The organism is Flavobacteriaceae bacterium HL-DH10, from assembly GCA_031826515.1.
GTDB lineage: Bacteria > Bacteroidota > Bacteroidia > Flavobacteriales > Flavobacteriaceae > Thalassobellus > Thalassobellus suaedae.
In genome coordinates, this window is the sequence record CP134536.1 from 3,702,595 (window position 1) to 3,728,675 (window position 26,081).

Annotated in this window: 23 protein-coding genes and 2 pseudogenes; 16 read left to right on the top strand and 9 right to left on the bottom strand. The window is 30.8% G+C overall.

Annotated features, from left to right (window positions below; genetic code table 11):
• Window positions 1–5: 5 nt before the first annotated feature.
• The 5 genes from RHP49_15725 to RHP49_15745 all read right to left on the bottom strand — a co-directional run bounded on the left by RHP49_15725 (window position 6) and on the right by RHP49_15745 (window position 5,453).
• Window positions 6–1,106 (bottom strand): Re/Si-specific NAD(P)(+) transhydrogenase subunit alpha, encoded by a 1,101-nt coding sequence (locus RHP49_15725; GenBank protein ID WNH12328.1) that lies wholly within the window; start codon window positions 1,104–1,106, stop codon window positions 6–8.
• A gap of 448 nt (window positions 1,107–1,554) precedes the next feature.
• Complete coding sequence (locus tag RHP49_15730; protein WNH12329.1) at window positions 1,555–2,403, bottom strand: DMT family transporter; 849 nt, start codon at window positions 2,401–2,403, stop codon at window positions 1,555–1,557.
• Window positions 2,393–3,307 (bottom strand): EamA family transporter, encoded by a 915-nt coding sequence (locus RHP49_15735; protein ID WNH12330.1) that lies wholly within the window; start codon window positions 3,305–3,307, stop codon window positions 2,393–2,395. Before RHP49_15735 ends, RHP49_15730 begins: the two co-directional genes overlap by 11 nt.
• A gap of 44 nt (window positions 3,308–3,351) precedes the next feature.
• On the bottom strand, window positions 3,352–3,804 hold the full coding sequence (locus RHP49_15740) for a cold shock domain-containing protein (protein WNH12331.1): 453 nt from the start codon (window positions 3,802–3,804) through the stop codon (window positions 3,352–3,354).
• A 95-nt stretch (window positions 3,805–3,899) separates the two neighbouring features.
• On the bottom strand, window positions 3,900–5,453 hold the full coding sequence (locus RHP49_15745) for a DEAD/DEAH box helicase (GenBank protein WNH12332.1): 1,554 nt from the start codon (window positions 5,451–5,453) through the stop codon (window positions 3,900–3,902).
• 226 nt (window positions 5,454–5,679) lie between these two features.
• On the opposite strand from RHP49_15745, the gene mgrA reads away from it, so the two are divergent.
• Window positions 5,680–6,693, top strand: coding sequence for an L-glyceraldehyde 3-phosphate reductase (gene mgrA, locus RHP49_15750; GenBank protein WNH12333.1), 1,014 nt, complete (start codon window positions 5,680–5,682; stop codon window positions 6,691–6,693).
• Between the two features lie 6 nt (window positions 6,694–6,699).
• Here the strand turns inward: mgrA and RHP49_15755 are convergent, their stop codons facing one another.
• Window positions 6,700–7,383, bottom strand: coding sequence for a hypothetical protein (locus RHP49_15755; GenBank protein ID WNH12334.1), 684 nt, complete (start codon window positions 7,381–7,383; stop codon window positions 6,700–6,702).
• A 410-nt stretch (window positions 7,384–7,793) separates the two neighbouring features.
• On the opposite strand from RHP49_15755, the gene RHP49_15760 reads away from it, so the two are divergent.
• A complete protein-coding gene (locus RHP49_15760; protein WNH12335.1) occupies window positions 7,794–7,928 on the top strand; it encodes a hypothetical protein in 135 nt (44 codons plus the stop codon).
• A 69-nt stretch (window positions 7,929–7,997) separates the two neighbouring features.
• On the top strand, window positions 7,998–8,555 hold the full coding sequence (locus RHP49_15765; protein WNH12336.1) for a biopolymer transporter ExbD: 558 nt from the start codon (window positions 7,998–8,000) through the stop codon (window positions 8,553–8,555).
• Window positions 8,556–8,560: 5 nt separating this feature from the next.
• On the opposite strand, the gene RHP49_15770 is transcribed toward RHP49_15765, so the two are convergent.
• Complete coding sequence (locus RHP49_15770) at window positions 8,561–8,962, bottom strand: hypothetical protein (GenBank protein WNH12337.1); 402 nt, start codon at window positions 8,960–8,962, stop codon at window positions 8,561–8,563.
• Between the two features lie 75 nt (window positions 8,963–9,037).
• Window positions 9,038–11,041 carry a dehydrogenase E1 component subunit alpha/beta gene (locus RHP49_15775; protein WNH12338.1) on the bottom strand — a complete coding sequence of 668 codons (2,004 nt, stop codon included), beginning with the start codon at window positions 11,039–11,041 and terminating at the stop codon, window positions 9,038–9,040.
• Between the two features lie 134 nt (window positions 11,042–11,175).
• Here RHP49_15775 and RHP49_15780 point away from each other — a divergent pair, with 134 nt between their 5' ends.
• From RHP49_15780 to RHP49_15815, 8 genes and pseudogenes are all read left to right on the top strand, one after another.
• Window positions 11,176–12,126: a 2-oxoglutarate and iron-dependent oxygenase domain-containing protein gene (locus RHP49_15780; GenBank protein ID WNH12339.1), complete on the top strand. Its 951-nt coding sequence runs from the start codon at window positions 11,176–11,178 to the stop codon at window positions 12,124–12,126.
• 87 nt (window positions 12,127–12,213) lie between these two features.
• Entirely contained in the window at window positions 12,214–12,543 is a 330-nt protein-coding gene (locus tag RHP49_15785; protein ID WNH12340.1) for a translation initiation factor, read from the top strand.
• 5 nt (window positions 12,544–12,548) lie between these two features.
• The gene (locus tag RHP49_15790; protein ID WNH12341.1) at window positions 12,549–13,490 is read left to right on the top strand and encodes a DUF1835 domain-containing protein; all 942 of its coding nucleotides are present in this window, start codon (window positions 12,549–12,551) and stop codon (window positions 13,488–13,490) included.
• A pseudogene (locus tag RHP49_15795) lies at window positions 13,480–14,348 on the top strand (nucleoside phosphorylase). Before RHP49_15790 ends, RHP49_15795 begins: the two are co-directional and overlap by 11 nt.
• 17 nt (window positions 14,349–14,365) lie before the next feature.
• The gene (locus RHP49_15800; GenBank protein ID WNH12342.1) at window positions 14,366–15,220 is read left to right on the top strand and encodes a substrate-binding domain-containing protein; all 855 of its coding nucleotides are present in this window, start codon (window positions 14,366–14,368) and stop codon (window positions 15,218–15,220) included.
• 155 nt (window positions 15,221–15,375) lie between these two features.
• Complete coding sequence (locus RHP49_15805) at window positions 15,376–15,564, top strand: hypothetical protein (GenBank protein ID WNH12343.1); 189 nt, start codon at window positions 15,376–15,378, stop codon at window positions 15,562–15,564.
• A 107-nt stretch (window positions 15,565–15,671) separates the two neighbouring features.
• The gene (locus RHP49_15810; protein ID WNH12344.1) at window positions 15,672–15,893 is read left to right on the top strand and encodes a T9SS type A sorting domain-containing protein; all 222 of its coding nucleotides are present in this window, start codon (window positions 15,672–15,674) and stop codon (window positions 15,891–15,893) included.
• A gap of 215 nt (window positions 15,894–16,108) precedes the next feature.
• The gene (locus RHP49_15815) at window positions 16,109–17,143 is read left to right on the top strand and encodes a TlpA disulfide reductase family protein (GenBank protein ID WNH12345.1); all 1,035 of its coding nucleotides are present in this window, start codon (window positions 16,109–16,111) and stop codon (window positions 17,141–17,143) included.
• A 49-nt stretch (window positions 17,144–17,192) separates the two neighbouring features.
• Here RHP49_15815 and RHP49_15820 read toward each other — a convergent pair whose 3' ends face one another.
• On the bottom strand, window positions 17,193–18,752 hold the full coding sequence (locus RHP49_15820; protein ID WNH12346.1) for an NAD(P)H-hydrate dehydratase: 1,560 nt from the start codon (window positions 18,750–18,752) through the stop codon (window positions 17,193–17,195).
• A 429-nt stretch (window positions 18,753–19,181) separates the two neighbouring features.
• On the opposite strand from RHP49_15820, the gene thrA reads away from it, so the two are divergent.
• From thrA to RHP49_15845, 5 genes and pseudogenes are all read left to right on the top strand, one after another.
• Entirely contained in the window at window positions 19,182–21,626 is a 2,445-nt protein-coding gene (thrA, locus tag RHP49_15825; GenBank protein WNH12347.1) for a bifunctional aspartate kinase/homoserine dehydrogenase I, read from the top strand.
• A 72-nt stretch (window positions 21,627–21,698) separates the two neighbouring features.
• Window positions 21,699–22,619 (top strand): homoserine kinase, encoded by a 921-nt coding sequence (locus RHP49_15830; GenBank protein ID WNH12348.1) that lies wholly within the window; start codon window positions 21,699–21,701, stop codon window positions 22,617–22,619.
• Window positions 22,620–22,694: 75 nt separating this feature from the next.
• Window positions 22,695–23,005, top strand: a pseudogene (locus tag RHP49_15835) (four helix bundle protein).
• A gap of 75 nt (window positions 23,006–23,080) precedes the next feature.
• A complete protein-coding gene (gene thrC, locus RHP49_15840; protein ID WNH12349.1) occupies window positions 23,081–24,373 on the top strand; it encodes a threonine synthase in 1,293 nt (430 codons plus the stop codon).
• 62 nt (window positions 24,374–24,435) lie between these two features.
• Window positions 24,436–25,959, top strand: coding sequence for a phospholipase D family protein (locus tag RHP49_15845; GenBank protein WNH12350.1), 1,524 nt, complete (start codon window positions 24,436–24,438; stop codon window positions 25,957–25,959).
• The last annotated feature ends 122 nt before the right edge of the window (window positions 25,960–26,081 follow it).

Sequence of the window (26,081 nt, forward strand, 5' to 3'; positions counted from 1 at the left end):
CTATATTATTTTTTTCTGATGTCTCCATCCTTTACAATCAATGTTTCATCTGTAATCTCTTCTTCTAAATCCCATTTAAAATTAGTATCCTCTGTTAGATGAAGAATGAAATTATAAATGTTTTTGGCAAATAATTCGCTAGCATTGGTAGAAACACTCTCTGGTGCTATCGTACTTCCTATAACTTTAACACCATTTAATAGTATGGTTTCATCTAGCTTGCTAACCTCGCAATTACCACCTTGAGCCGCAGCTAAATCGATAATAACTGCGCCGTTTTTCATTTGTAAAACTTGTTCTTCTGTAATTAAAACAGGTGCTTTTCTACCAGGTATATTTGCAGTAGTAATAACTAAGTCTGCCTGAAATAATGATTTATTAACAGCTTCTTTTTGTCGTTTTGCATAATCTTCAGAAGCTTCTTTTGCATAACCGCCTTCAGACTCCTCCCCTTCATTATCTACTGAAATAAACTTTGCTCCTAAAGATTGTGCTTGTTCCTTAGTTTCAGAACGAATATCGGTTGCTTCAACAACAGCACCTAAACGTTTAGCAGTAGCAATGGCTTGTAAACCAGCAACACCAACGCCATAAATTAGGACTTTAGATGGCGTAATGGTTCCTGCAGCTGTCATCATTAATGGAAATATTTTAGTCATTTCATAAGCACCACGAATAACGGCTTTGTAACCTGCTAAGTTATTTTGCGAACTTAAAACATCCATATCTTGTGCTCTAGAAATTCTAGGCATAGCATCAAGTGAAAATGCTGTTGCTCCTTTAGAAGCAATAGCTTGAATGAGACTAGGATTAGATTTATGGTATAACTGACTTATTAAAACTTGTCCTTTGTCTACAAGTTTTAAATCTTCTTCATCAAAAGGATTAATTTTCAATAGAATATGCGCTTCTTTAAAAACCACACCTCTCTTTTCAACGTTCACACCTACATCTACATAATCTATGTTTTTATAAGATGAATTTGTGCCAGCTTCTTCTTCAACTATAATTTCGAAACCTTTAGCTATTAATTGTTTTGCAATATTTGGAGACATTGAAACTCGCTTTTCTCCTTTTTGAGTTTCCTTAAGGATACCTATTTTCATAGTGTCTGTTAAGTATTAAGTTGGCTAATATAACCGAAAACAAATCAAAAAAAACAGTAGAAAGTTACTTTTACGAATAGTTAATCATTCATTTATAATCATTGAAAAGACTATAAGGAAATTTGAATATTACCTAATTTTAAGTAGTGCGTATTTTTGATAAATCCATTTTATGATTTATTTAGCTATCATTTTAAAGCTTCCATATTTAACATTTAAAAAAAATATTTCAGGTAAATGCAAATCTTTCATCAGATGCTAAACTTACAGATTATGATTTAGTTGTTGAAGATTTAAAAATAGGTATTGCAGCTGATTGTGATGCAAATTTAACTGTTACTAATACTATGGATATAGATGCAACTGCCGATTGTGTTTTAAGATATAAAGGAAATTCAGAAATTATTCAACAGCATTAGATAGCCGATTCTAGAATCAAAGAAATAGATTAATTTTTAGTTTTTCTTCCTTTATACCAAACATTTAAAACCATACCGCCTATAATTAATGCGATACCTAATAGATTCCAAAACGTATAAATTTCGTTAAATAACAGAACTCCTAAACAAGCTGTAAAAATAACCTCGACGTATTTTATAGGAGCTATTAAGTTTGTGGTTGCACTTTGAAAAGCTTTGGTCATAAAAATTTGACCAATATACCCGAAAACACCTAAACTTGACAAAAACAACCATTCTGTACCTTTAGGTGTCACCCAATTACCAATTGAAAGCACGCCACCTAAAACAGTTGCAATTACCATAAAGTAATTAACAATAACTACAGGGTGCTCGCTTTTGCCTATTTTACTTATAATGACGTATACTAAACCACTAAGAATAGACGCTAGTAACACCAGTATTAATCCAGTGGTATGTATTTGAGTATCTAAGCCTTTTAATACAAGAACCCCAAAAAATGAAATAATAAAAAACAACCATTGCAAAGGTTTTATTCTTTCACGTAATAAAATAACAGCGAAAATAGCAGCAAAAATGGGTGCTAAATATCTTAATGATACAGCTGTACCAACAGATAAGTATTTAACAGACATAAAAAATAATAACATGGAAGTAGCACCTGTTATAGCTCTTAAAACAAGAAGTGTATTCTTTTTCCCGATAATGGGAATTTTATTTTTTATTAGAAATCCAAAGGTGAAGAATAAAGAACCTAAAGACCTGAAAAACACTATTTGATATGTGTTAACATCCTTTAGATACTTTACGGTAACATTCATACATGCAAATGCTAGAGTACTAAAAAGCATGTATTTTATAGCTTTTTTAACGTCCAATACCCCTAGGTTTTATAACTCGTTTAGAATTAATAAAATAAACGCCTGTTAATAATACAATTGCTGCAATTATTGATTGTGTTGTAATTTGTTCATTTAAAATCCACCAGCCTAAAATTAATGCAATAATAGGGTTAACATAAGTAGACGTTGCAACTTTTTCAGGAGACACCACCTGAAGCAAATAATTAAACGCTGTAAATGCGATAATACTACCAAATAAAATAAGTGCTAACATAGACCATTGTACATTAGAACTCCATGAAGATGGTAAAGTCCATGTTTCGCCAAAACAAACACTACCAATTGCTAACATAATACCACCAGAAAGCATTTGGTAGCCTGTATTAACAAAATAGTTTGAAGGTAAGTTTGCTTTGCCAACAAACAAACTACCATAAGCCCAACTTATCATACAAATAAAGATCATAATCATACCTGTTATTTGATTTTCTTGACTTATTAATTGTTTTTGACTTACCAAAAGATAAATACCAATAAAGCCTAAAACAACACCAATATAAGACATGGTAGAAATTTTTTTTCCTTGCAGAATTAGCATTAAAAGAAGAACCACTAAAGGTTGTGCAGAAATTTCTAAAGCGGCAAAGCCACTATCAACATATCTAAGTGACCAAACAACAATACCATTTCCAAATGTTAAAAACAAGAAGCCTGCAATAATGGTATTTTTAAATTGCTCTTTAGTGATTGAAATATTAACTTTTAAAATTTTGGCAATAATAAAAATAAGAATTCCTGCAACAATAAAGCGTATTGATGCTAGTTTAAATGGCGGTAATTCTGTAACCGCTATTTTATTAAGTAGATACGTAGAGCCCCAAATAACATATATCGCAAAAAAAGCTAATGCAATTGTAACTGTTTTTCGAGATACACTCATTTTAAAAACAAAGACTTAATGAAACAAAATTACTTAAAGAAAGATTAAATCTTTTTTACTCGAACAGCATTCATTCCTTTTTGTCCGCGTTCTAATTCGTAAGTAACTTTATCGTTTTCTTCAATAGGTTCAAGAATACCACTAACATGAACAAAATATTTTTCTTGATTGATACTATCAATAATAAAACCGAATCCTTTCGAATGATCGAAAAATGAAACTTTGCCCTCTTTGTTCGCTGGTTCTTCCTCTTCTCTATCTTCTTTTTTAGGAATTCCTAACTCAATACTTTCTGCCTCAACTTTTTCACGCATTGCTGGATCTGGAGGCGTATCAGTTAAATTTCCATTAAAGTCTACATAGGCAAATTGAATACCTTGTGGGTTTTCTTTAGCTTCCGCTTTGCGAGCTTCTTTCTTTTTTTGCTTTTCTTCCCTCTTTTTTAAGCGCTTTTTTTCTTTTTCTATTTTATTAAATGTTACTTGTGACTTAGCCATTGTTTATGTAAAAGTGATTTAAAATTTTTAGAACGTAAAGATACGCCTTATTTTAAGGATGGAATAATAATATTTAAGCTAAATTACACTGTCTGCTATTCTTCTGGCGGATAACCAAAAATTTCTTCGAAAACCTCATCAAAATTTGAACGCAAATAGGCATTTAATTTTTTTCTATAATCGCCTTTTAACCATTCAACAAAATTAAAAGTACTTTTACTGATGCATTTAGTATAGCGTTGTATTCTAAAGTCTATATCATCTCCTAACATTTTAGCTAAAGCTAGGGCATCATAAACATCTTCACTATTTTCAATACATATTTTGGCATGTTGCGCTATAGAACGCTCTAAAACAACTTTTGATGATTCTCCGTTTCTTATAGAGCTTACATAGGTTTTTTGAATATCGAAGTAAACATCCTTAGATTTCGAAAACTCAGCACGTAATTCGTCTGGCATTTCATATCTAAAATTACTTTCTAAATCTTCATCACTTAAAATAGCATCTAAATAATAATTAGGTGATCTAAAAATACGTTGCCAATCTAAATCATCACCCCATGGTCCAAAACGATGAAAATTATTTCCTAAATCAAGTACACTAAATGTTTTCTTACTTTCTAATACACGCGATCCACGACCAATCATTTGATAATAAAGCGTTAACGATTTTGTCGCTCTATTTAAAATAATACAATCTACTGTTGGTTCATCAAAACCAGTAGTTAAAATACTAACCGATGTTAATATAGCATCGGGTGTTTTTTTAAACCACTTAAGTATAAGTGCACGCTCTTTTTTACTGTTGGTATTATCTAAGTGAGCAATAGGATACCCTGCTCTTTTAAACGTATCATATACATGAAGCGATGTATTAATACCATTATTAAATATTAATGTTTTCTTACCTTTTGCACGTTCTTCATAAGCCTGTAATAGCTTAGAAAGCATGTCGTTGGCAGTATACAGATCTTCAGAAGATTTTACGGTATAATCACCATTAGCTCCTACTACCAATGAAGTTAAACCCACATTATATGAAAACATTTCAGCCCGTGCTAAAAATCCGTTTTCAATTAAAGATTCAATACTTTCACCTACAATAAGTTCATCATAATTGTCAGTCATAGGCAACTCCATACTTGAGCTTAATGGTGTTGCAGTAACGCCTAGAATGAACGACTGACTAAAAAACTTAAATAATTTAGTGAATGAATTGTAGTGAGCCTCATCAATAATAACTAAACCAATATCAGAAATATCAAGTTTATCATCATTTAACCTATTATTTAAGGTTTCAACCATAGCCACAAAACAGCTATATTCGGCTTGATCACTTAAATCAGCTTTACTATCAACCACTTTATTATGCACACCAAACTCTGTAAGTACTTTAGAAGTTTGTTTACATAATTCAATACGGTGTGTCATGACTAACACCTTCTTTTTATGATGTTTAAGATATTGTCTTACAATTTCAGAAAATATAACCGTTTTTCCACCTCCAGTTGGTAATTGATATAGTAAATGATAGTCATCTGGAGATTCTTCAAATGCTGTAAAAATCTTATCAATGGCCCCTTTTTGGTAACTATATAAATCTTTGCCTTCTTTTCTTTCTTCTAATTCGGTTTGCGAAATGGACATGTATCTTACTTTTAGTAGCGTGCAAAAATAACATCTTTAAAGGGTTTTTAACGACTATTTTCTATTAAAATTTTGAAATGATTTAAACTGAACTAGATTAATTGGATATCTCATGTAAATAAATAATCAAATAGACGGTGTGTATAGAATTAATTAAAATTGTAATTATTGTAAAAAAGAAGTAAACTTATTTCTATTTTTATCATTCAAAATTATTTAATGAATTATGCAGATAAACGACAAAACCGAAATTAAAGCTTATCAAGCTTCAGAACAACGTTATGATACCATGAAATACAAACGGACAGGAAAAAGCGGTGTTCTTTTACCTGCCATTTCATTAGGTTTATGGCATAATTTTGGATTTGTTGATAGTGTTCAAAATGCGAGAGAAGTTTTGCGCTGCGCTTTCGATTTAGGAATTACGCATTTAGATTTAGCAAATAATTACGGACCGCCATATGGTTCTGCCGAAGAAAATTTCGGAACTATCTTTAAAAAAGATTTTCAAAACCATAGAGATGAATTATTTATTGCCTCCAAAGCAGGATATGATATGTGGCCAGGACCTTATGGTAATTGGGGTTCTAGAAAATATTTAATATCGAGTTTAGACCAAAGTTTAAAACGTATGGGGCTAGATTATGTTGATGTTTTTTATCATCATAGACCAGATCCAGACACACCTTTAGAAGAAACAATGGGTGCATTGGCAGATATCGTTCGTCAAGGAAAAGCGTTATATGTTGGTATTTCTAATTATCAACCTAAAGAAACTCAAGAAGCCGCAGAAATTTTAAAACGTTTAAATACGCCATTTATATTGCATCAAGCACGGTATTCTATGTTCGATCGTTGGGTTGAAGATGGCCTTTTAGACACATTAGAAGAAAATGGTGTAGGTTGTATTACTTTTTCGCCATTAGCGCAAGGGATGCTTACTAATAAGTATTTAAAAGGAATACCAAAAGATTCTAGAGCTGCTAGAGATTTAACGTTTTTAGATGAAGCAACTGTAAATAGTAATATTGATAAAATTCAAAAATTAGCTACTATTGCTGAAGCACGCGGACAAAAATTATCGCAAATGGCTATTGCTTGGATATTAAGGCAACCCCAAGTAGCATCGGTACTTGTTGGAGCTAGTTCTGCTAATCAATTAAAAGAGAATGTAAATGCTTTAAATAATTTAAGTTTTACTAATGAGGAATTGAAATTAATTGATAAGATTATTGGTTAATTAATTTTATTCCTTCATGATAATAATAGTTGCTTTTACTCCTTTAGCAAGGTTCCATTGGTTGGCAGATACTAAATTCCCTGCATCATCAACAACTCTAAATTCGGCTGTATTAGGTCCCGACGAACCTTGGTTTAAGGCTAAAAAATCTATTTTATTAAACCCTTTTTGTAAATCTAATTTAAAACCTTTAAATCCTCCTGATAAAAACACTCTTGCGTGAATAATATCGTCGTTTACTAAAACTTGAATAACATCACCGTCAACATATCCGTGATCACGATAAACGACATTTACAAATTTAGCTTTACTTTTAAAATCTCCTAAAAACTGATCAGTTAAACTTCCATTTCGCTGTTCTATTTCTTCAGGAGTTAATTTTAAATTTTCTATATTTTTATTAATCTGTTTTGTGTAAAGTTCTCCAGGATTTCCAAATTTTTCTTCTGGAAACATAGAAAATTCTTTTTTCGGAAAATTCAAGTTTGTAGATACTTTTGGAGTGTTTAAAGCATTAAATTTATTATTATCACTTTTTATTGGTTCTTTAGGTATTACAGTATTAGATTCAATTGAGTCTTTAGGACTTTCTACCGCTGGTATAGATATAGAATTATTTCTACTATCTATTTGAGAAAAAGCAGATAGCGTAAAAATTGTGAATACAAGAAATGAAAAATAATACTTCATCGTTATTAAAACTACTTCAATTATAAGTGCTCGTATAATTAGCATCAAATATAATTCTTATGATGAAAATTTCAAGCATGCATTAATTATTTAGTAAAATATTAATACAAATACTGTTCCTAAAACTAATTCAGTCAAAATATTTGCCTATTCTTCTAAGCTATTCAAAAGTAAATCGTTAAAATATGTTAATTTATTACTTTGTTATACATAGTACTGTAACAAATTCAAATGCTAATCGTCTATCAAGTATAAATCAATTAAAATATTAGAAATCATGAGAACTTTAAACAACAATCAATTAACAGGAACATTAGTATCAACTAAAAGTAATAACTGGAACAATAAAAGACGTTACAGATAAGTAGCGTCTTTTCTATACAATACTTTTCATTAAACAAATAAAAAAAATGAAACCAATTACTAGAATATCAAAACATTTAAATACGATTACTAAAGAAAATTTATTTTCAGGCAGACGTATTTTAAATTTTCAATCTTCACAAACTTGTATTTGGACAGGGACTAAGCGATATGCGCATTAGTTAGTTTTCAATTGTTTATGGTATTGTTTTTGTGAATATCAGTTCATATTAACATATAAATCTATAATCATGAGACAATCAAGGCTAATGCCCGAAGTAAATGCAGGTTCAATGGCAGATATTGCATTTTTATTACTTATTTTCTTTTTAGTAACCGCCGCCATTCCAAAAGATAAAGGGATTAATAGAAAATTACCTGCTGAATGTCCTCCAGGAGTTATTTGCGATAGTAAAATAAAAGAACACAACCTTTTACGAATTGTTCTTAATAGTAATAATGATATTATGGTTGAAAATGATATTATTGCCATTGAAGATTTAAAAGACATCACAAAACAATTTTTAGACAATAATAAAGATGGAAGTTGTGATTATTGTAGCGGACAAAAATTTGAAGACGCATCAGATAATCCAACAAAAGCAGTTATTTCATTACAAAATGATAGAAATACAAGCTACAATCAGTTTATTGCGGTACAAGACGAATTGACCAAAGCGCTTTTTGAATTAAGAAAAGATTATGCTAAAAAGAGGTTTAATAAATTTCCAGAAGATTTATCGGCAGAAGAATTGAAACAAGTTAAAGCCGCCTATCCATTTATATTATCGGAAGCTGAAACCAAATAATTGAATTAATCACGCTTTGGAATGCCGTATTCGATGTATATTTTTTTTCGCCCCCACTCTTTTGCTGCTTTTACATCAACACCCATATAAATATCAATACGGTTTTTCCATCGCGCATGCATTTTGTCTTTAACATAATAAATATTGTTAAAACCTTCAATTCTTATCGGTGTATTATGTTTTAGACCTAATTTCAATAGGTCTCTAGAAACTGCAATGTAATTTAATCCTGGTTTCAAACTGTCTCCAAAGGCCGTAATACTAGGATTATAATTGGTTTGATAGGATAACGAATTATATGCTGTAGCAGTAACCTCTATCTTATGCCATGTATAATTTTTTTCAAAAGAGTTTTCTGCATTTTTACAGTTAAATATTAATAACAAAAAAATTAATAGTGTCCTCAAAATATGTCATTTTATTAAATTGAATATAATAAATTATTCTTCAAGCAGTGAAAATTTAAAATCCACTAGATTTAATTAATAATCTAAAAGACTTTTTAAGGCAGATTCAAACCTGTCTTTTGGAAGGTATTGTTGCTCTAATTGGGACGCAAAAGGTATAGGACTCTCCATACTGGCCACACGTTTTACTGGAGCATCAAGATATTGAAAACAATTTTCCATAATACTTGCTGAAATATCACTAGCAATACCACCAAATAAAGAGTCTTCTTGTAAAATAATAGCTTTACCTGTCTTTTTTACAGAATTATAAATGGTTTCTGTATCTAAAGGTTGAAGTGTTCTTAAATCAATAACATCGGCATTAATAGTGGGATTTTTACCTAAAGTTTCTAAAGCCCAATGAGTTGCTGCTCCATAACTTATTATTGTAACATCACGGCCTTCTTTTAAAACAGCTGCTTTACCAAACGGAATGGTGTAATAATCTATTGGAACATCTTGACGAATGCTTCTATACAATCCTTTATGCTCGAAAAACAATACAGGATTTGGGTCGTTAATTGCAGTATTTAATAATCCCTTAGCATCATAAGGAAATGAAGGGTATACCACTTTTAATCCAGGTGTTTTTGTAAACCATGCTTCATTGGTTTGTGAATGAAAAGGACCTGCAGCAACACCACCGCCACAAGGCATACGGATAACCACATCGGCATTTTGATTCCATCGATAATACGATTTGGCTAAATAATTTACGATGGGATTAAAACCAGAGCTTACAAAATCTGCAAATTGCATTTCAACAATACTTTTCATACCTGCAATAGATAAACCCATAGCCGTTTCAACGATTGCCGATTCGCAAATTGGGGTATTTCTAACCCGATTTTTCCCAAACTTGGTAACAAAACCTTCAGTAATTTTAAAAGCACCTCCATATTCTGCAATATCTTGCCCCATAATTACTAAGTCATCATGCCGTTGCATACTCTGTTTTAAACTATTAGAAATGGCATCGATAAATCGCATTTCCTTAACTTCTGAATAATTATTAAATTCTTGATAGTCATAAGATTGATAAACATCATTTAATTCAGTAGTTTCATTAGGAATGATAATTTCTTCATTAAAAGCAATATCTAAATGCTCATTAATTTCACTTATAATAGTTTCTTTTATTGTTACTTCATCTTCTTCATTTAAAATAGTATGCGCTCTTAAAAACGATTGAAAATTGATAACAGGGTCTTTTGCTGCCCAATTATCCATAAGCTCTTGTGGCACATATTTTATACCACTTGCTTCTTCATGTCCACGCATTCTAAAGGTTTTAAATTCAATTAAAACTGGATGTGGGTTAACACGAACACGTTCAGCAATGTCTTTAACTTTTGTATAAACTTCAATAATATTATTTCCATCGATAATATGGGATTCCATACCGTAACCCAAACCTCTATCTACAATATCTTTACAATTATATTGCTCACTTGTTGGCGTCGATAAACCGTATCCGTTATTTTCTATACAAAACAATACGGGAAGTTTCCAAACAGATGCCACATTTAAAGCTTCATGAAAATCACCTTCACTAGTACCACCTTCTCCTGTAAAAACTGCTGTTACTTCATTTTTATTTTTTAATTTTGAAGCTAAAGCAATCCCATCAGCCACCCCTAATTGCGGACCTAAATGAGAAATCATGCCTACAATTTTATAGTGCTGTGTTCCAAAATGAAAAGAACGGTCTCTACCTTTTGTAAATCCAGAAGCTTTACCTTGCCATTGTCCAAATAATCTATATAATGGAATGTTTCTAGTGGTAAAAACACCTAAATTCCGGTGCATGGGTAATATATACTCGTCTTTATTTAAAGCCATAGTAACGCCTACTGAAATAGCTTCTTGACCAATACCCGAAAACCATTTGCTTATTTTTCCTTGTCGTAATAAAATAAGCATCTTCTCCTCTATTAATCTTGGTTTCAGCATGTTTTTATAAAGCTGAATTAAAGTGCTATCTTCAAGAGAATCAGCATGGTATTCAATGTTAAACGAAGTAGACTCTTTATTCATGAATTTGTAATCATAATTGTATCAAATATAGCAAAAATGTAAATATGATATTGAAAGTTATATAAAATTGAAAGTCTAAAATTTTACAATGTTTTTGTACATTTGTAATACATTCAAATTAAATTTATTCCATTATGAATATGATTCCAAGTGTCGATTTAAATGATTTCATTTCTAACGATCCTAAAAAAAAACAAAAATTTGTTGATGCTATAGGTAAAGCTTATGAAGAAATTGGCTTTGTTGCATTAAAAGGTCATTTTTTAGATGATACTTTAGCTGATAATTTATATAAAGAAGTAAAACATTTTTTTGAATTGCCTGTTGAAACAAAACAATCCTACGAAATACCAGGAATTGGAGGACAGCGTGGATATGTATCATTTGGCAAGGAAAGTGCTAAAGGAAAAAAAGAAGGTGATTTAAAAGAATTTTGGCATTTTGGTCAATATGTAGAAGATGATGATAAGCTAAAAGCAGAATATCCAGATAATGTTATTGTTAATGAGCTTCCGGAGTTTAATAAAGTAGGTAAAGAAGCTTATCAAATGTTAGAAAAAACGGCAAAGTATGTATTACGTGCTTTAGCCTTGTATTTAGGGTTAGATGAATTGTATTTTGATGTCTATATACATAATGGAAATTCTATTTTACGGCCTATTCATTACCCACCTATTACACAAGAACCTGATGAAGCTGTTCGAGCAGCAGCACATGGCGATATTAATCTAATTACGCTTTTAATGGGGGCGCAAGGAAGAGGTTTACAAGTTCAAAATCATGAAGGCGAATGGATTGATGCTATAGCTGAGGCTGATGAACTAATGATTAATGTAGGCGATATGTTATCAAGACATACTAACAACAAACTAAAATCTACGATTCATCGTGTTATAAATCCTCCTAGAGAACTCTGGGGAACATCTCGCTATTCTATTCCATTTTTTATGCACCCTATAAGCGATATGAAACTGAATGTTTTAGATGGTTGTGTTGATGAAGAAAACCCTAAAGCATTTGAGGATATTACTGCTGGTGAATTTTTAACAGAACGCTTAATAGAATTAGGACTGATAAAAAAATAAGTTACATTCTTAAGTAATTAATATACATTAATTTACTATTACTATTTTATCTACCTACTGAAAACTAAATACTGAATACTAAAAAAAATGGATTTACAGGACCAACTAAAAAACTTATTTCCAGATCACGTTCAAGAAGAATCTGCTGAAAATATTAGTGACGAATCTCAAATATGGATGCAAGACGACCCTTTAATTTGTAAATATGAAAAGCGAAAAGGAAAACCTATAACCATTATAGAAGGCTATACAGGTGCCAACGAAGATTTTAAAATACTTGCTAAAGAAATAAAAACCAAACTTAGTGTTGGAGGCAGTTTTAAAGATGATAAAATAATTATTCAAGGCGATTATCGTGATAAAATTATGCAGATGTTAAAAGATAAAGGCTTTTTAGTAAAACGTGTAGGAGGCTAATTCATATGGATAAAAAAACGCTTCATATCACCAATGGCACAAGTTTAACCCATGTTTTAAATGAGTTAAACCTTGAAGGAGATAAGCTTACATGGCAAGAAATGCTTTGTGAAGGTCCTACTTTAGAGCATGTGTATTCAGAAAAATTTATAGAACTTAGAAAAGCTTTTTTTAGTTCTTACTACGATATTGATTTAAATGTTTCAGAAATTAAAGAGGAATTAGATAAATTAAATCATATAACTAATTATTCTGAAATTGTACTTTGGTTTGAATACGATTTGTTTTGTCATATTAACTTATTAGCTATTATTAATTTAATTCAACAAAAGAAAATAACACTTCCATTGTATTTAGTCACTAGTGGAAGAGTGCGAGGAAGTAAAAATTTAAAAGGTTTAAGCGAATTAAACCCAGGAAATTTATTGAAACACTATCGAGACAAAGTAGAACTCACTCCTGAAGATATAGATTTAGCAAGAACCGTTTGGAACATATACTGCGGAAAAGATCATAATTTACTAAAACCTTATATCGTAAAAAGCTCCTCGTTTATTTATCTAAACAGCTGCTTAAAAGCACATTTAGAGCGTTTTCCAGATTCAAAAAGTGGCTTAAACAATATAGAAAGAAACATATTAGAAATAGTAAAAGATGCTAATATAAAATCGTATCATCATTTATTAGGATATGCGCTTAATTATCAGGGTTTTTATGGTTATTCTGATTTACAAATATTAAGAATTATTGAAAAACTTAAAATTTTTATCAGCGAAGATGATACCAATTTAAAACTAAACCGAAAGGGACATGAAGCTTTATTAGGTAAGCATAACTTTGCTTTAGAAATTGGTAATAATATAAAATACGGTGGTGTTTATAAATTCGATTTTCAATTCAATAAAAAACAAAACAAACTTGTAAAAACGGTGTATAATGCCAATTAAGGAATCTGAACTTATATTAAATCCAGATGGTAGTCTCTATCATTTAAACCTGAAACCAGAACATGTTGCAAAAACGGTTATTTTGGTAGGCGATCAAGACCGTGTTAAGAAAGTATCTAAACATTTTGATACTATTGAATTTGAAACCCAAAAAAGAGAATTTAAAACCCATACAGGGACTTACAAAGGAAAACGAATTTCGGTAATATCAACTGGTATAGGTCCAGATAATATTGATATTGTTTTAAATGAACTAGATGCTCTTTTTAATATTGATTTAATAACAAGACAACCTAAAGTAAAACTCACTAATCTTGACATTATTAGAATTGGTACCTCGGGTTCTTTGCAAAAAGATATTCCAGTAGATGCCTTTGTTTTAAGTACACATGGCTTAGATTTAAACGGGATGCTTCACTCCTATCAAATAGAAACCATTGCTAATATAGATATTGAAGATACTTTTGTAAAACACACCAATTGGGATACAAACAAGGCGCGTCCTATTGTAATTAATAACAGTAGTGTTTTAGAAAAAAAATAGAAAGTAAAAAAACATTTAAAGGTTTAACAGCTACAGCAGGTGGTTTTTACGGACCTCAAGGTCGAGTGTTGCGTTTACCTGTTCAAGATGCTGACTTAAATCATAAAATGGATACCTTCAATTATAATGGCTTAAGAATTTCAAATTTTGAAATGGAAACTTCTGCTATTTATGGCTTATCAAAACTTTTAGGACACAATGCCTTATCTTTAAATGCTATTATAGCGAATAGGGCTACTGGAAATTTTAGTAAGAACGCAGCTCAAACTATAGAAAATCTTATTCTGTATACTTTAAATAAAATTGTTGAATAATAATTCAAACTGATTAGATGAAGAAAGTAAAAATTGGTGGTGTACCAGAACATTTTAATTTATCGTGGTATTTAACTTTGAAAAACGGAGAATACAAAGAAAAAGATATTAATCTACGTTGGAAAGATTACCCTGGTGGCACAGGTGATATGTGTAAAGCATTGCGTGAAAAGGAGATTGATATTGCTGTTATTCTTACTGAAGGTATTATTAAAGATATTATAGCAGGAAACCCAAGTAAAATTGTGCAAACCTTTGTACAAACGCCTTTAAACTGGGGTATTCACGTGGCTCATAATTCGCCATATAAAAACATTGAAGATTTAAAAGGAACTAAAGCTGCGATAAGCCGATATGGTTCGGGATCGCATTTAATGGCATATATAAATGCTCAAAACAATCATTGGAATTTAGAAAAGGATTTAAAATTTGAAGTTATTAAAAATTTAGACGGAGCTGTTGAAGCGTTAACCAATGGTATTGCCGACTATTTTATGTGGGAGAAATTCACCACAAAACCTTTAGTTGATCAAGGTGTTTTTAGACGTATTGGTAATTGCCCGTCACCATGGCCATGTTTTGTTATTGCTGTTAGAGAAGATTTTATAGCGTCGAATAAAAATGACCTAAAAGCTATTTTAGAAATTATTAATAATACAACTATAGATTTTAAAGATATTCCAAGTATTGATAAAACCATTTCTAATCGCTACAAACAACAATTAGGAGATGTACAAGAATGGCTAAGCATCACCGAATGGTCTCAAGATTTAATCGATAAAAAAACGATTATAAATGTTCAAAAAGAATTGTTCGCTTTAAATATTATTCCTGAAATTGTCGAATACGATAAACTTACTTATAAGTTATAATTATATTGTTTATTCGATCATTTAATATTTTATAAAAAACTAGCAAGGGATTTTTAAATTGGTCTTGTAATTATAATAGTAATAAAAATAACCGTAAAGTGTTTTATATTGAATTTAAGATACTTTTAAATATTATACTAATTATACAAATCACCATGAAGAAATTTCTATTATTACTGATAGCTCCTTTACTATTATGTGCTTTTACAGTTAAAAGCAAAACTAGCAATTTAACAACTCTGAATACTCAATTAGAAGATTATGAGTTTTTTGTTAATCCACCTGCTTTCCCTGGTGCCGAAGGTTTTGGGAAATTAGCTACTGGTGGTACTATACCAATGTAGAAGTTTATTTAAATAGTCTTGTTTCATCTATAATATCTAGTCAAAATGAAAACGCATTATCAGTACAAAACAATAAAATAGATTATTCAGAAGTAAAAATATACCCTGTGCCTTTTCAAAATCAGTTTTATATCAATTTTGGAAAAGCAGAAAAAGTCGAGCAGATTTCAGTATATAATGTTCTAGGTAAGCAAATACGTTTAATTAAAGGAAACGAAATAAAAAGCCAAACCTTAAAAATTGATATTAATGATAAAACAGGTAACCTTTTTATAGTTAAGATAGTAACAGCAAATGGTGTCATAAACAGAACCATTATAAAGAAATAAATAATAGTGTTTTTATTCTTTTTTTAAACCATCTACCAAGAATATAATATTCATGATAGGTGGTTTTTTTATAAACCTTGTTAGGTTTTAGTCCTGTTTTAATAATGAAATCCAGGAAGATTTATCATTAAATACCTAAATTAATGTTAATCCTTCACTCAAATTCAAGTTAAATAAGTCATTATTTATATTTTTGCAACCACTAAAAACTTAACATGAAAAAACTTCTTTTATTATCTTCAGTAATAGCTATGTTTGCTTGTAAAACTGAACCTAAAAATTATGTAACATTAACTGGTAAAATAACAGATAAAAATAGTGATTCTATTGTTGTAAGAACAAGAACATTTTCAAAAACTATTAAAGTAAATAATGATGGTACTTTTAGTGATACATTAAAAGTAGAAGCAGGAATTCACAATGTTTTTGATGGAAGTGAATCTACTTACTTATTTCTTAAAAACGGTTACGATTTAAATATAGATGTCGATACTAAAGAATTTGATGAATCTATAAAATATTTAGGAAATGGTGCTGAAACAAATACTTATCTTGCTAAAAAAACATTGTTACAAGAAAGTATTTTTAATGCAAATCTTTTTGACTTAGATGAAGAAGCTTTTACTAAAAGAGCAGCTGAAATTAAAGATGAATTTTTAAAATTATTAGAAAATTCTAAAGGATTAGATTCAATAATAATAACCCAAGACAAAACCGATTTAGAAAAGTTACCAGAGGGTCTACTTCGAGCTTATAAACAACAACAAGCTAGAGCAAATCAGTTTGCTGATTTTATTGGAAAACCATCACCTTCTTTTGAGGACTATCAAAACTATGATGGAAGCAAAACTTCACTTTCAGATTTTAAAGGCAAATACGTTTATATAGACATTTGGGCGACTTGGTGTGGTCCTTGTAAGGCAGAAATACCTTCGTTAAAAAAAGTAGAAGCAGCTTATCATGACAAAAACATAGAATTTGTTAGTTTATCTCTTGACAATGCTAGAACTCACGGAGGTTCTTGGGACAAAGCAGTTGCAGATTGGAAAGCAATGGTAGCCGATAAAGAATTAGGTGGCGTGCAAATAATTGCTCCAGAAAATGGTGAATCAGAATTTGTTTCAGGATATAGAGTTTCTGGAATTCCAAGATTTATTTTAATAGATCCTGTGGGTAATGTAGTTAACGCGGATGCGCCTAGACCTTCAAGTCCTAAACTTACAGAGTTGTTTAATTCATTAAACATTTAGAAAAAAATAACATAATAGTAAAAAAGCCGCTTTAAGCGGCTTTTTTACTTTAATTTCTTTCCTGTTCAGTGTCCTCTTCTGCCACTTGAAGTGATTCAGGCTGCTTAAATAAATCAATATAAGCTTCTCCTAGATAGTCAATAATATGACTTGCTATTAAACTTTGATACCCAAAATCTTCCACAGCAATATCGGCAGATCTTCCATGTAAATAAACACCGAAGATAGCAGCTGATAATGGATTGTATCCTTGAGAAATTAATCCCGTTATTATACCAGTTAAAACATCTCCACTTCCTGCTGTTGCTAATCCAGGGTTTCCGGTAGTATTAATGTGTAAATTATCATGATAGACAGTAATGCTATTTGCACCTTTTATCACTATAATAACATCATACTTTTTAGAGAATATTTTTACTTTATTGAGTTTTTCAAAATCATCTTTCCATTTACCTACTAAACGTTCTAATTCTTTGGGATGTGGTGTTAAGACAGTTTGAGCAGGTAGTGATTTTAATAATGTTTTCTTTTTAGAAAGTATGTTAATGCCATCGGCATCAATTACTAATGGTGTTTTGTTGGTTTTTAAAAAAGTCTCAAAAGCTTTTGAGGTTTTAATACTTATTCCTAAGCCCATTCCAATACCAATAACGGTTGGTTCAATTTTAAATTTAATAGCTGTAATTTCTTCTTTATCAACATCCGTAACAACCATAGCCTCTGGAAAAGATGATTGCAAAACAGTATATCCACATTTTGGAACAAAAGCTGATACCAATCCTGCTCCACTAGACAAAGCTGATCTACTAGCTAAAGTTACCGCGCCAATTTTACCATAGCTCCCTCCTATTATTAAACTATGACCGAATTGCCCTTTATGAGAAAACTTTTCTCTTGGTATATACATGGGTAAAACTTCATTTTTCCCAATTAAATCTACTTCGGTTGTAGTTTCAGATAAAAAATCAGGATCTAACCCTATATCTAATACTTCCCATTGCACTGTGTATTTAGCTGTTTCAGGCAAAAAGAAAACCAATTTAGGCGATGCAAAACTTAATGTGTAACCAGCCCAAACCACAGCGTCTTCATTAGTTACAGCTTTATCCGTGTATAATCCAGAAGGAATATCAACAGATAAAGTAAAAGCTTTGGTTGTTCTAAAATGCACAAATAAAGCTTTTACCCAATCGTCTACAGGGCGGTTTAAACCAATACCGAAAACAGCATCTACAATAATGTCTTCAGATTGAATTTCAGGAAAATCATTAGAACAATTTAATAACTCTGGCCATTTTTTAGTAACATTTTTGATGCGATCATAATTAATTAAAAAGTCTTTAGAACGCTTATCGCTACAATTAATAATATAGGTATTTACATTATAGCCATGTATAATTAAATGTCTGGCAAGCACCAAACCATCTCCACCATTATTACCGATACCACAAAACACATGAATAGGTACTTGTGCCCCTTGCATACGCATATGCATCCAATTAAAAATTTGTTCCCCAGCACGCTCCATTAAATCGGTTGAGGATATATTTTGTTTTTCAGCTGTTAACGCATCACCTTGGTAAATTTGTGCTTTAGAAAATATCTTCATTAGTTCATTATTGATTTTTCAATTCTTAAATGTATTCCTTATTTTTTTTAAAGGAAATAAGCTTCAATATAAGAATACTGTAAAAAAAAAGTTTTTGTTTTTTTATAGAGTTAAAAGTAATACTTTTGATTTGTATTATTATAGATATAATGAATCATTTAATCCAAAATACTAGCACGTTTCTTCCTTTTTTTACAAAAGGAAATACATCTATTTTTGGAACAACTACAATTACTACAACCCTTTGGGGTTGCTAATTATATATTCTTCGGGCTATCTTTGTAATTACACCAATTACAATATTTTCAACTATTATTTCAATTATCAATTCATTAAAACATGAAACTTCCATGACGACAAGTTTATCTTCAAGATCAATCATGATATGGAAGCTACATGTGACCATTGAAAAAAAATAACATAAAACACATGAAAGTTTTAAAATTTGGAGGAACTTCAGTAGGATCCTCAAAAAACATAAATAACGTTATTAGCATTTTAGAAAAATATGCTAAAAAAGACTCTGTAGTATGTGTAGTTTCAGCTGTAGGAGGCATCACAGACAAACTACTTTTAGCGGGTAAACAAGCACAAAATAAAGACACAAATTACATAGATACATTTGCTTTAATTAAGGATATTCATTTTAACATTATAAATGAACTTAATCCAAATAAAAGTAATGCTATTATCGATTATGTTGATGAACAATTAAGCGATCTTAAAAACTTATTAGATGGTATTTATTTAATAAATGAATTATCGCCTAAAACATCTGATAAATTAGTCAGCTTTGGAGAACTTCTGTCTTCTTTTATTATTGCTGAAACTATGAAAAGTCGTGGTTTATCAACGGAACGTAAAAATTCTCAAGAGTTAATGATTACTAATTCTAATTTCACAAAAGCTGAAGTTAATTATAGTGTCACTAATAAGAATATTCAAGATTATTTTAAAACAGCTTCACAAGAAATTACAATTCTTCCTGGTTTTGTTTCAAAATCGCTTACTGGAGAGCAAACAACTTTAGGTCGTGGCGGATCAGATTTTACTGCTGCCATTGTTGCTGCAGCTTTAAAAGTAAAACAATTAGAGATTTGGACAGATGTAAGCGGTATGTTTACTACTAATCCAAAACTAGTAAAGCAAGCCTACCCTATTGATAAAATATCGTATCAAGAGGCAATGGAATTATCGCATTTTGGAGCGAAAGTACTATATCCTCCAACGGTGCAGCCTGTTTTAGATTTGCAGATTCCTATCCATATTAAAAATACATTGGAGCCTGAAGCAGTGGGAACTATTATTTCTAATGATAAAACAAACTCTACATCTCCAGTAAAAGGCATCAGTAATATTTCAAATATTGCATTGTTAACATTGCAAGGAAGTGGTATGATTGGCATTCCTGGGTTTTCTAAGCGCTTGTTTGAGACGTTATCACAGGAGAAAATCAATATTATTATGATTACTCAAGCGTCATCAGAACATTCTATATGTTTAGGTATTGATGAAAAAGAAGCTGATATTGCTAAAACAGCTATTGATACTGCATTTGAAAATGAAATTGCTTTACACAAAATAGATCCTATTATTGTTGAAACTAATTTATCAATCATTGCGCTTGTTGGTGATAATATGAAAAACCATCAAGGTATTAGTGGTAAAATGTTTAGTGCTTTGGGTAAAAACAATATTAATATTAGAGCTATTGCACAAGGAGCTTCTGAAAAAAATATATCTGCTGTAATAGCAGAAAATGATGTAAAAAAAGCTTTAAATACGTTGCATGAACAGTTTTTTGAAGCTAAAACGAAACAACTAAATGTATTTATTACTGGCGTTGGTAATGTTGGTGAGAAATTAGTAGAACAAATAAAACAGCAACGTAAATACCTTAAAGAAAATCTTAAAATTAATTTAAGAATTACAGGGTTATCGAATTCTCGAAAAATGATTTTTGATGAAGAAGGTATCGATTTAAAAAATTGGAAAGACCTACTAGCAAACGGAGAAACGGCTACTTTAGATGGTTTTTTTGAAAATACAAAAGCATTAAATTTACGCAATAGTATATTTGTTGACGTTACTGCTAATAAAGATGTTGCAGGTTTATATGCAAACTATTTACGTGAAAGCATTGGCGTTGTAGCTTGTAATAAAATTGCTTGTTCTAGCGATTTTGAGAACTATAAATTACTGAAACGTTTATCGCTTAAATACAATGCGCCTTACCTTTTTGAAACCAATGTAGGTGCAGGTTTACCAATTATTGATACACTTAATAATTTGATTGCTTCTGGTGATAAAGTAAAGTCTATTCATGCCGTATTATCGGGAAGCTTAAATTTTGTGTTTAATAATTTTAATGATACAACTAAGTTTTATGATATTGTTAAACAAGCTGGAGCAGAAGGTTATACCGAACCAGATCCAAGAATTGACTTAAGTGGTGTAGATGTTGCTAGAAAAATTTTAATTTTGGCACGAGAAAGCGGTATGGAAATGAATTTAGAAGATATTAAAAACACACCATTCTTATCAGAATCTGGATTAAAAAGCGATACAGTTGATGATTTTTATGAAACTTTAATAGCAGATGAAGCACATTACCAAAGTTTATTTGCTTCTGCGAAAGCGAATAAAAGTCAGTTAAAATATGTGGCTGCTTTAAACAATGGAAAAGCGAGCGTGAGCTTACAAGAAATACCAGAAGGTCATCCATTTTATAATTTAAAAGGAAGTGATAATATCGTGATGTTTTATACAGAACGCTATCCAGAGCAACCTATGATTATTAAAGGAGCTGGTGCTGGAGCCGATGTTACTGCTTCAGGTCTTTTTGCCGATATTATTAGAATTGGAAACAATTAAAATCTCATGGAATTGCATAAAAAAAGTGTTCTTTTTTGTTCTAGCTCAGCCGAAAACTATTTAATTGACAAGATGAATGAAATAAAAATATTCTCTCCAGCAACCGTTGCAAATGTATCATGCGGTTTCGACGTTTTAGGATTTTGCTTAGATAGTGTTGGAGATGACATGGTTATTAGAAAAATAGAAAAAAAAGGAATTTATATATCCAAAATTGAAGGTTTTGATTTGCCTTACGAAACAGAATTAAACGTTGCTGGTGTTTCTGCTTTAGCTATGTACAACAGTTTAGATTTAGACTTTGGTTTCGAAATTGAAATTTATAAAAAAATAAAACCAGGAAGTGGTATTGGTAGTAGCGCCGCAAGTGCTGTAGGTAGTGTTTTTGGAATGAACGAACTTTTAGGACGACCTTACAATAAAACCCAACTTACCGAATTTGCTATAAAAGGAGAAGCTTTAGCTAGTAAATGTGAGCATGCTGATAACCTTGCTCCTGCTCTTTTTGGAGGCTTTACATTAGTGAAAAGCTTGAAACCTTTAGAAATATTACAAATTCCGTCACCTGATGATTTGTTTGCCACCATCATCCATCCACAAATTGAAATTAAGACATCTGAATCTAGAGCTGTTTTACCAAATCAAGTTGCACTAAGTGACGCCATTACGCAATGGTCTAACTTAGGAAGTTTAGTGCATGCTTTGCATACGAGTGATTATAATTTAATTAAAAATTCATTACACGATGTCATAATAGAACCTCATAGAAGTAAGCTGATTCCGCATTATGAAGAAGTGAAAAAAGTAGTGTTAAAAGCTGGAGCGTTAGGTGCTGGAATTTCAGGATCTGGACCTTCAATTTTTTCATTATGTAAAGGAATTGAAATGGCTAAAAATGTGGAAGATGCCATGAGAAATGTATATGCTAAAACAGGAATTGAATTTGATATTCATGTTTCAAAAATTAATATTGAAGGGATTAAAATAAAATAAGACCGAAGACTGAAGACTGAAGAGATCGATATGCAAAAGTTCAAATTTGAAAAGCTTATTATTTGGCAAAAAGCTATGGATTTTGGAGAAATCATAAATGAATTAACAGTGGCTTTTCCAGATAAAGAAAGATTCAATTTATCTTCTCAAATTTGCAGAGCGTCTGATTCGATTGCATTAAATATTTCTGAAGGTGCTATTGGACAATCAAATCCAGAACAAAAAAATTTATTGGGTATTCCATAAGATCTTTGGCAGAAGTTGTTACTTGCTTATTTAAAGCAAAAAAGCGAAATTACATTTCAGAAACAGAATTCATAGAATTATATAACCAAGCTCATCACCTTATGAATATGATGAGTGCTTTTAGAAAAAATATTAAATAAATCATACATTTTCTTAATTGAAAACGAAAATAAACTTCCGTCTGCCGTCATTGGTTTTCGGTCAATTTTAAAACAATGAATTACTACAGTTTAAACAAACAAGCACCAAACACATCGTTTAAAGATGCTGTTATAAAAGGATTAGCACCAGATAAAGGTTTATATTTCCCAGAAAGCATCACACCTTTACCTAAAGAATTCTTTGATAATATTGATGATTTATCATATTCAGAAATAGCTTTTGAAGCCATTAAACAATTTGTGTCTCCCGAAATTCCTGAAGCTGTTTTAAAAACCATTGTAGAGGAAACATTATCATTCGATTTTCCTGTTGTAGAATTAAATAAAAACATTTCTACTTTAGAATTATTTCATGGACCTACCATGGCATTTAAAGATGTTGGAGCGCGTTTTATGGCACGTTGCTTAGGCTATTTTAATAAAGATAACACAAATGAAGTCACTGTTTTAGTGGCTACATCTGGAGATACAGGTGGTGCAGTTGCTAACGGTTTTTTAGGCGTTAAAGGTGTTAATGTAGTTATACTCTATCCTAGCGGAAAGGTAAGTGATATTCAAGAAAAACAATTAACAACTTTAGGTCAGAATATTAAAGCTTTAGAAGTTAATGGTACGTTTGACGATTGTCAAGCTATGGTAAAAACAGCTTTTTTAGACGATACTCTAACTAGCAAAATGCAGTTAACATCAGCAAACTCTATTAATGTGGCACGTTGGTTACCGCAATTGTTCTATTTTATGTTTGCTTATAAGCAGTTACACAATGAATATAAAGATATTGTATTTTCTGTGCCTTCTGGTAATTTTGGTAATGTTTGTGCAGGTATGATGGCGCAACAATTAGGCTTGCCTATTAACCATTTTGTAGCGTCTAACAATGCTAATAATGTAGTAACACGTTATTTAATCTCACAATTATACGAACCAAAACCATCTGTACAAACCATTAGCAATGCTATGGATGTAGGTGCTCCAAGTAACTTTATTCGTATTCAAGAAATTTATAAAAATAATTTCGATAGTTTAAAAGAAAACGTATCGTCTTATAGTTTTTCTGATGACGAAACTAAAGAGGCTATGCTAGAAATTTATAACAATTATAACTATGTAGCAGATCCGCATGGTGCAGTTGGATATTTAGGTTGTAAAGCCTATTTAAAAGAAAATTCAAACGCACATTGTGTCTTTTTAGAAACAGCTCATCCAACTAAATTTTTAGATGTTGTTGAAGAAGTTATTAAAGAAGAACAACCTTTACCAGAACAAATTCAAGCTGTTATGGGAAAAGAAAAAGAATCAGTTGTAATTTCTACTTATGAGGATTTAAAAGTGTTTCTGTTGAAATAATTAAATTTGACTTTATAAAAAATCAATTATCTTAGAGCATATCTAACATAAAATTAGTCAAATTGAAAAACTTCTATTTTATAATTTTATTAGTAGTATGTTCATGTTCTCAAAAGAAAAATAATCAGGTTTTACTCGAAAGTGATTTCTGTTCAAGTATCCATAGAAATGACTCTGTAAGCTTATCTGCTGAACTCAAAGATGTTTCTGAAATAATGACCACCAAAACAGGTGTTTATGTTTTAGAAGATGGTGCAGGTTCCATGGTGGCTAGAGCTTGGCTTTCTGAATACTCAGAAAAAACTATTGATATTCAATATTTTATATTCTCTATTGATAATATTGGCCTAATTGCCTGCGATTATTTGGTAAGAGCAGCAGACCGAGGTGTGAAAGTTAGAATTCTTGTAGACGATATTATGGTTGATGCTGAAATTGAAGATATTTTGGCGCTAAATTCACACAAAAACATTAGCATAAAAATATATAATCCTGGTGTTAATTTAGGCAAAAATATTTTTTCTAAAATTAAAAAATTTGCTACCGATTTTAGAACAGCTAACCAACGTATGCATAATAAAACTTTTATTGTAGACGGAAAGGTAGTAATAACAGGAGGTAGAAACATTGCTGATGAATATTTTGATTACGATCATGAGTATAACTTTAGAGACAGAGATGTTTTATTAATTGGCAAAGAAACAAAACGTGTTAGTGCTTCTTTTTCTGAATTTTGGAACAATTCTTTAAGTGTTCCAGTATCAGATTTAAGTGATAGAGAATCTAATAATTATGTCGAATATAATTTTGATAAACTTCATGAATACGCTTGTAATCCTGAAAATTTTTGGCCTCAAGTAAGAACTAGAATTCAAAAATTCCCAACTGTTTTTACAGAATTAAAGAAATCTGAAGAGCTGGTTTGGGTAGATGATGTTTCTTTTATTTCAGATATACCAGGAAAAAATGATGGAACAAACGGCTTAAAAGGAGGTGGTGTTTCTACAAGTAAATTAATTGAATTATTAAATAACGCAAAACGTTTTGTTGAAATTCAAACCCCATATTTAATTACAACAGAGTTAAGTAGAAGCTTATTTAAAGAAGCGGTTAATAGAGGTGTAAAAATTAGAATATTAACTAATAGTTTAGCTTCTACTGATAACACAGAAGCTTTTAGTGCATATCAAGGTGATAGAATTAAACTTCTTGAGACTGGAGTTGAAATCTTTGAATTCCGTCCTGATGCCGAAGAGCGGATTACGATGATGACTGACGAATTACATGACACATTAGAAGACAAACCTATTTTTGGATTACATGCAAAAACGATGGTTATAGACGGAGAAACCACAGTAATTGGAACCTTTAATCTAGACCCTAGAAGCGCCAACTTAAATACAGAATGTATAACCATTATTAATTCTGAAAAAATTTCTAAAGCAGTACTAAAAGGAATTGAAAAAGAGTTTAAACCAGAAAACTCTTGGCAAATAACACCTAATTTTAATCCTGACTCTGAAGTGAGCAATTATAAAAGAATAAAAACTTGGACTCGTAAGGTTTTACCAAAATCAATATTATAGGATTTTAGATTTGAGTTGTAATTCACTCTATTTGAAGGATTATCAGGGTAAATATTCATTCACTTTGTTTCTGAAAAATACTTGATGTTTTTATTTAAAAAAGTAGTTTCAAACATCTACTA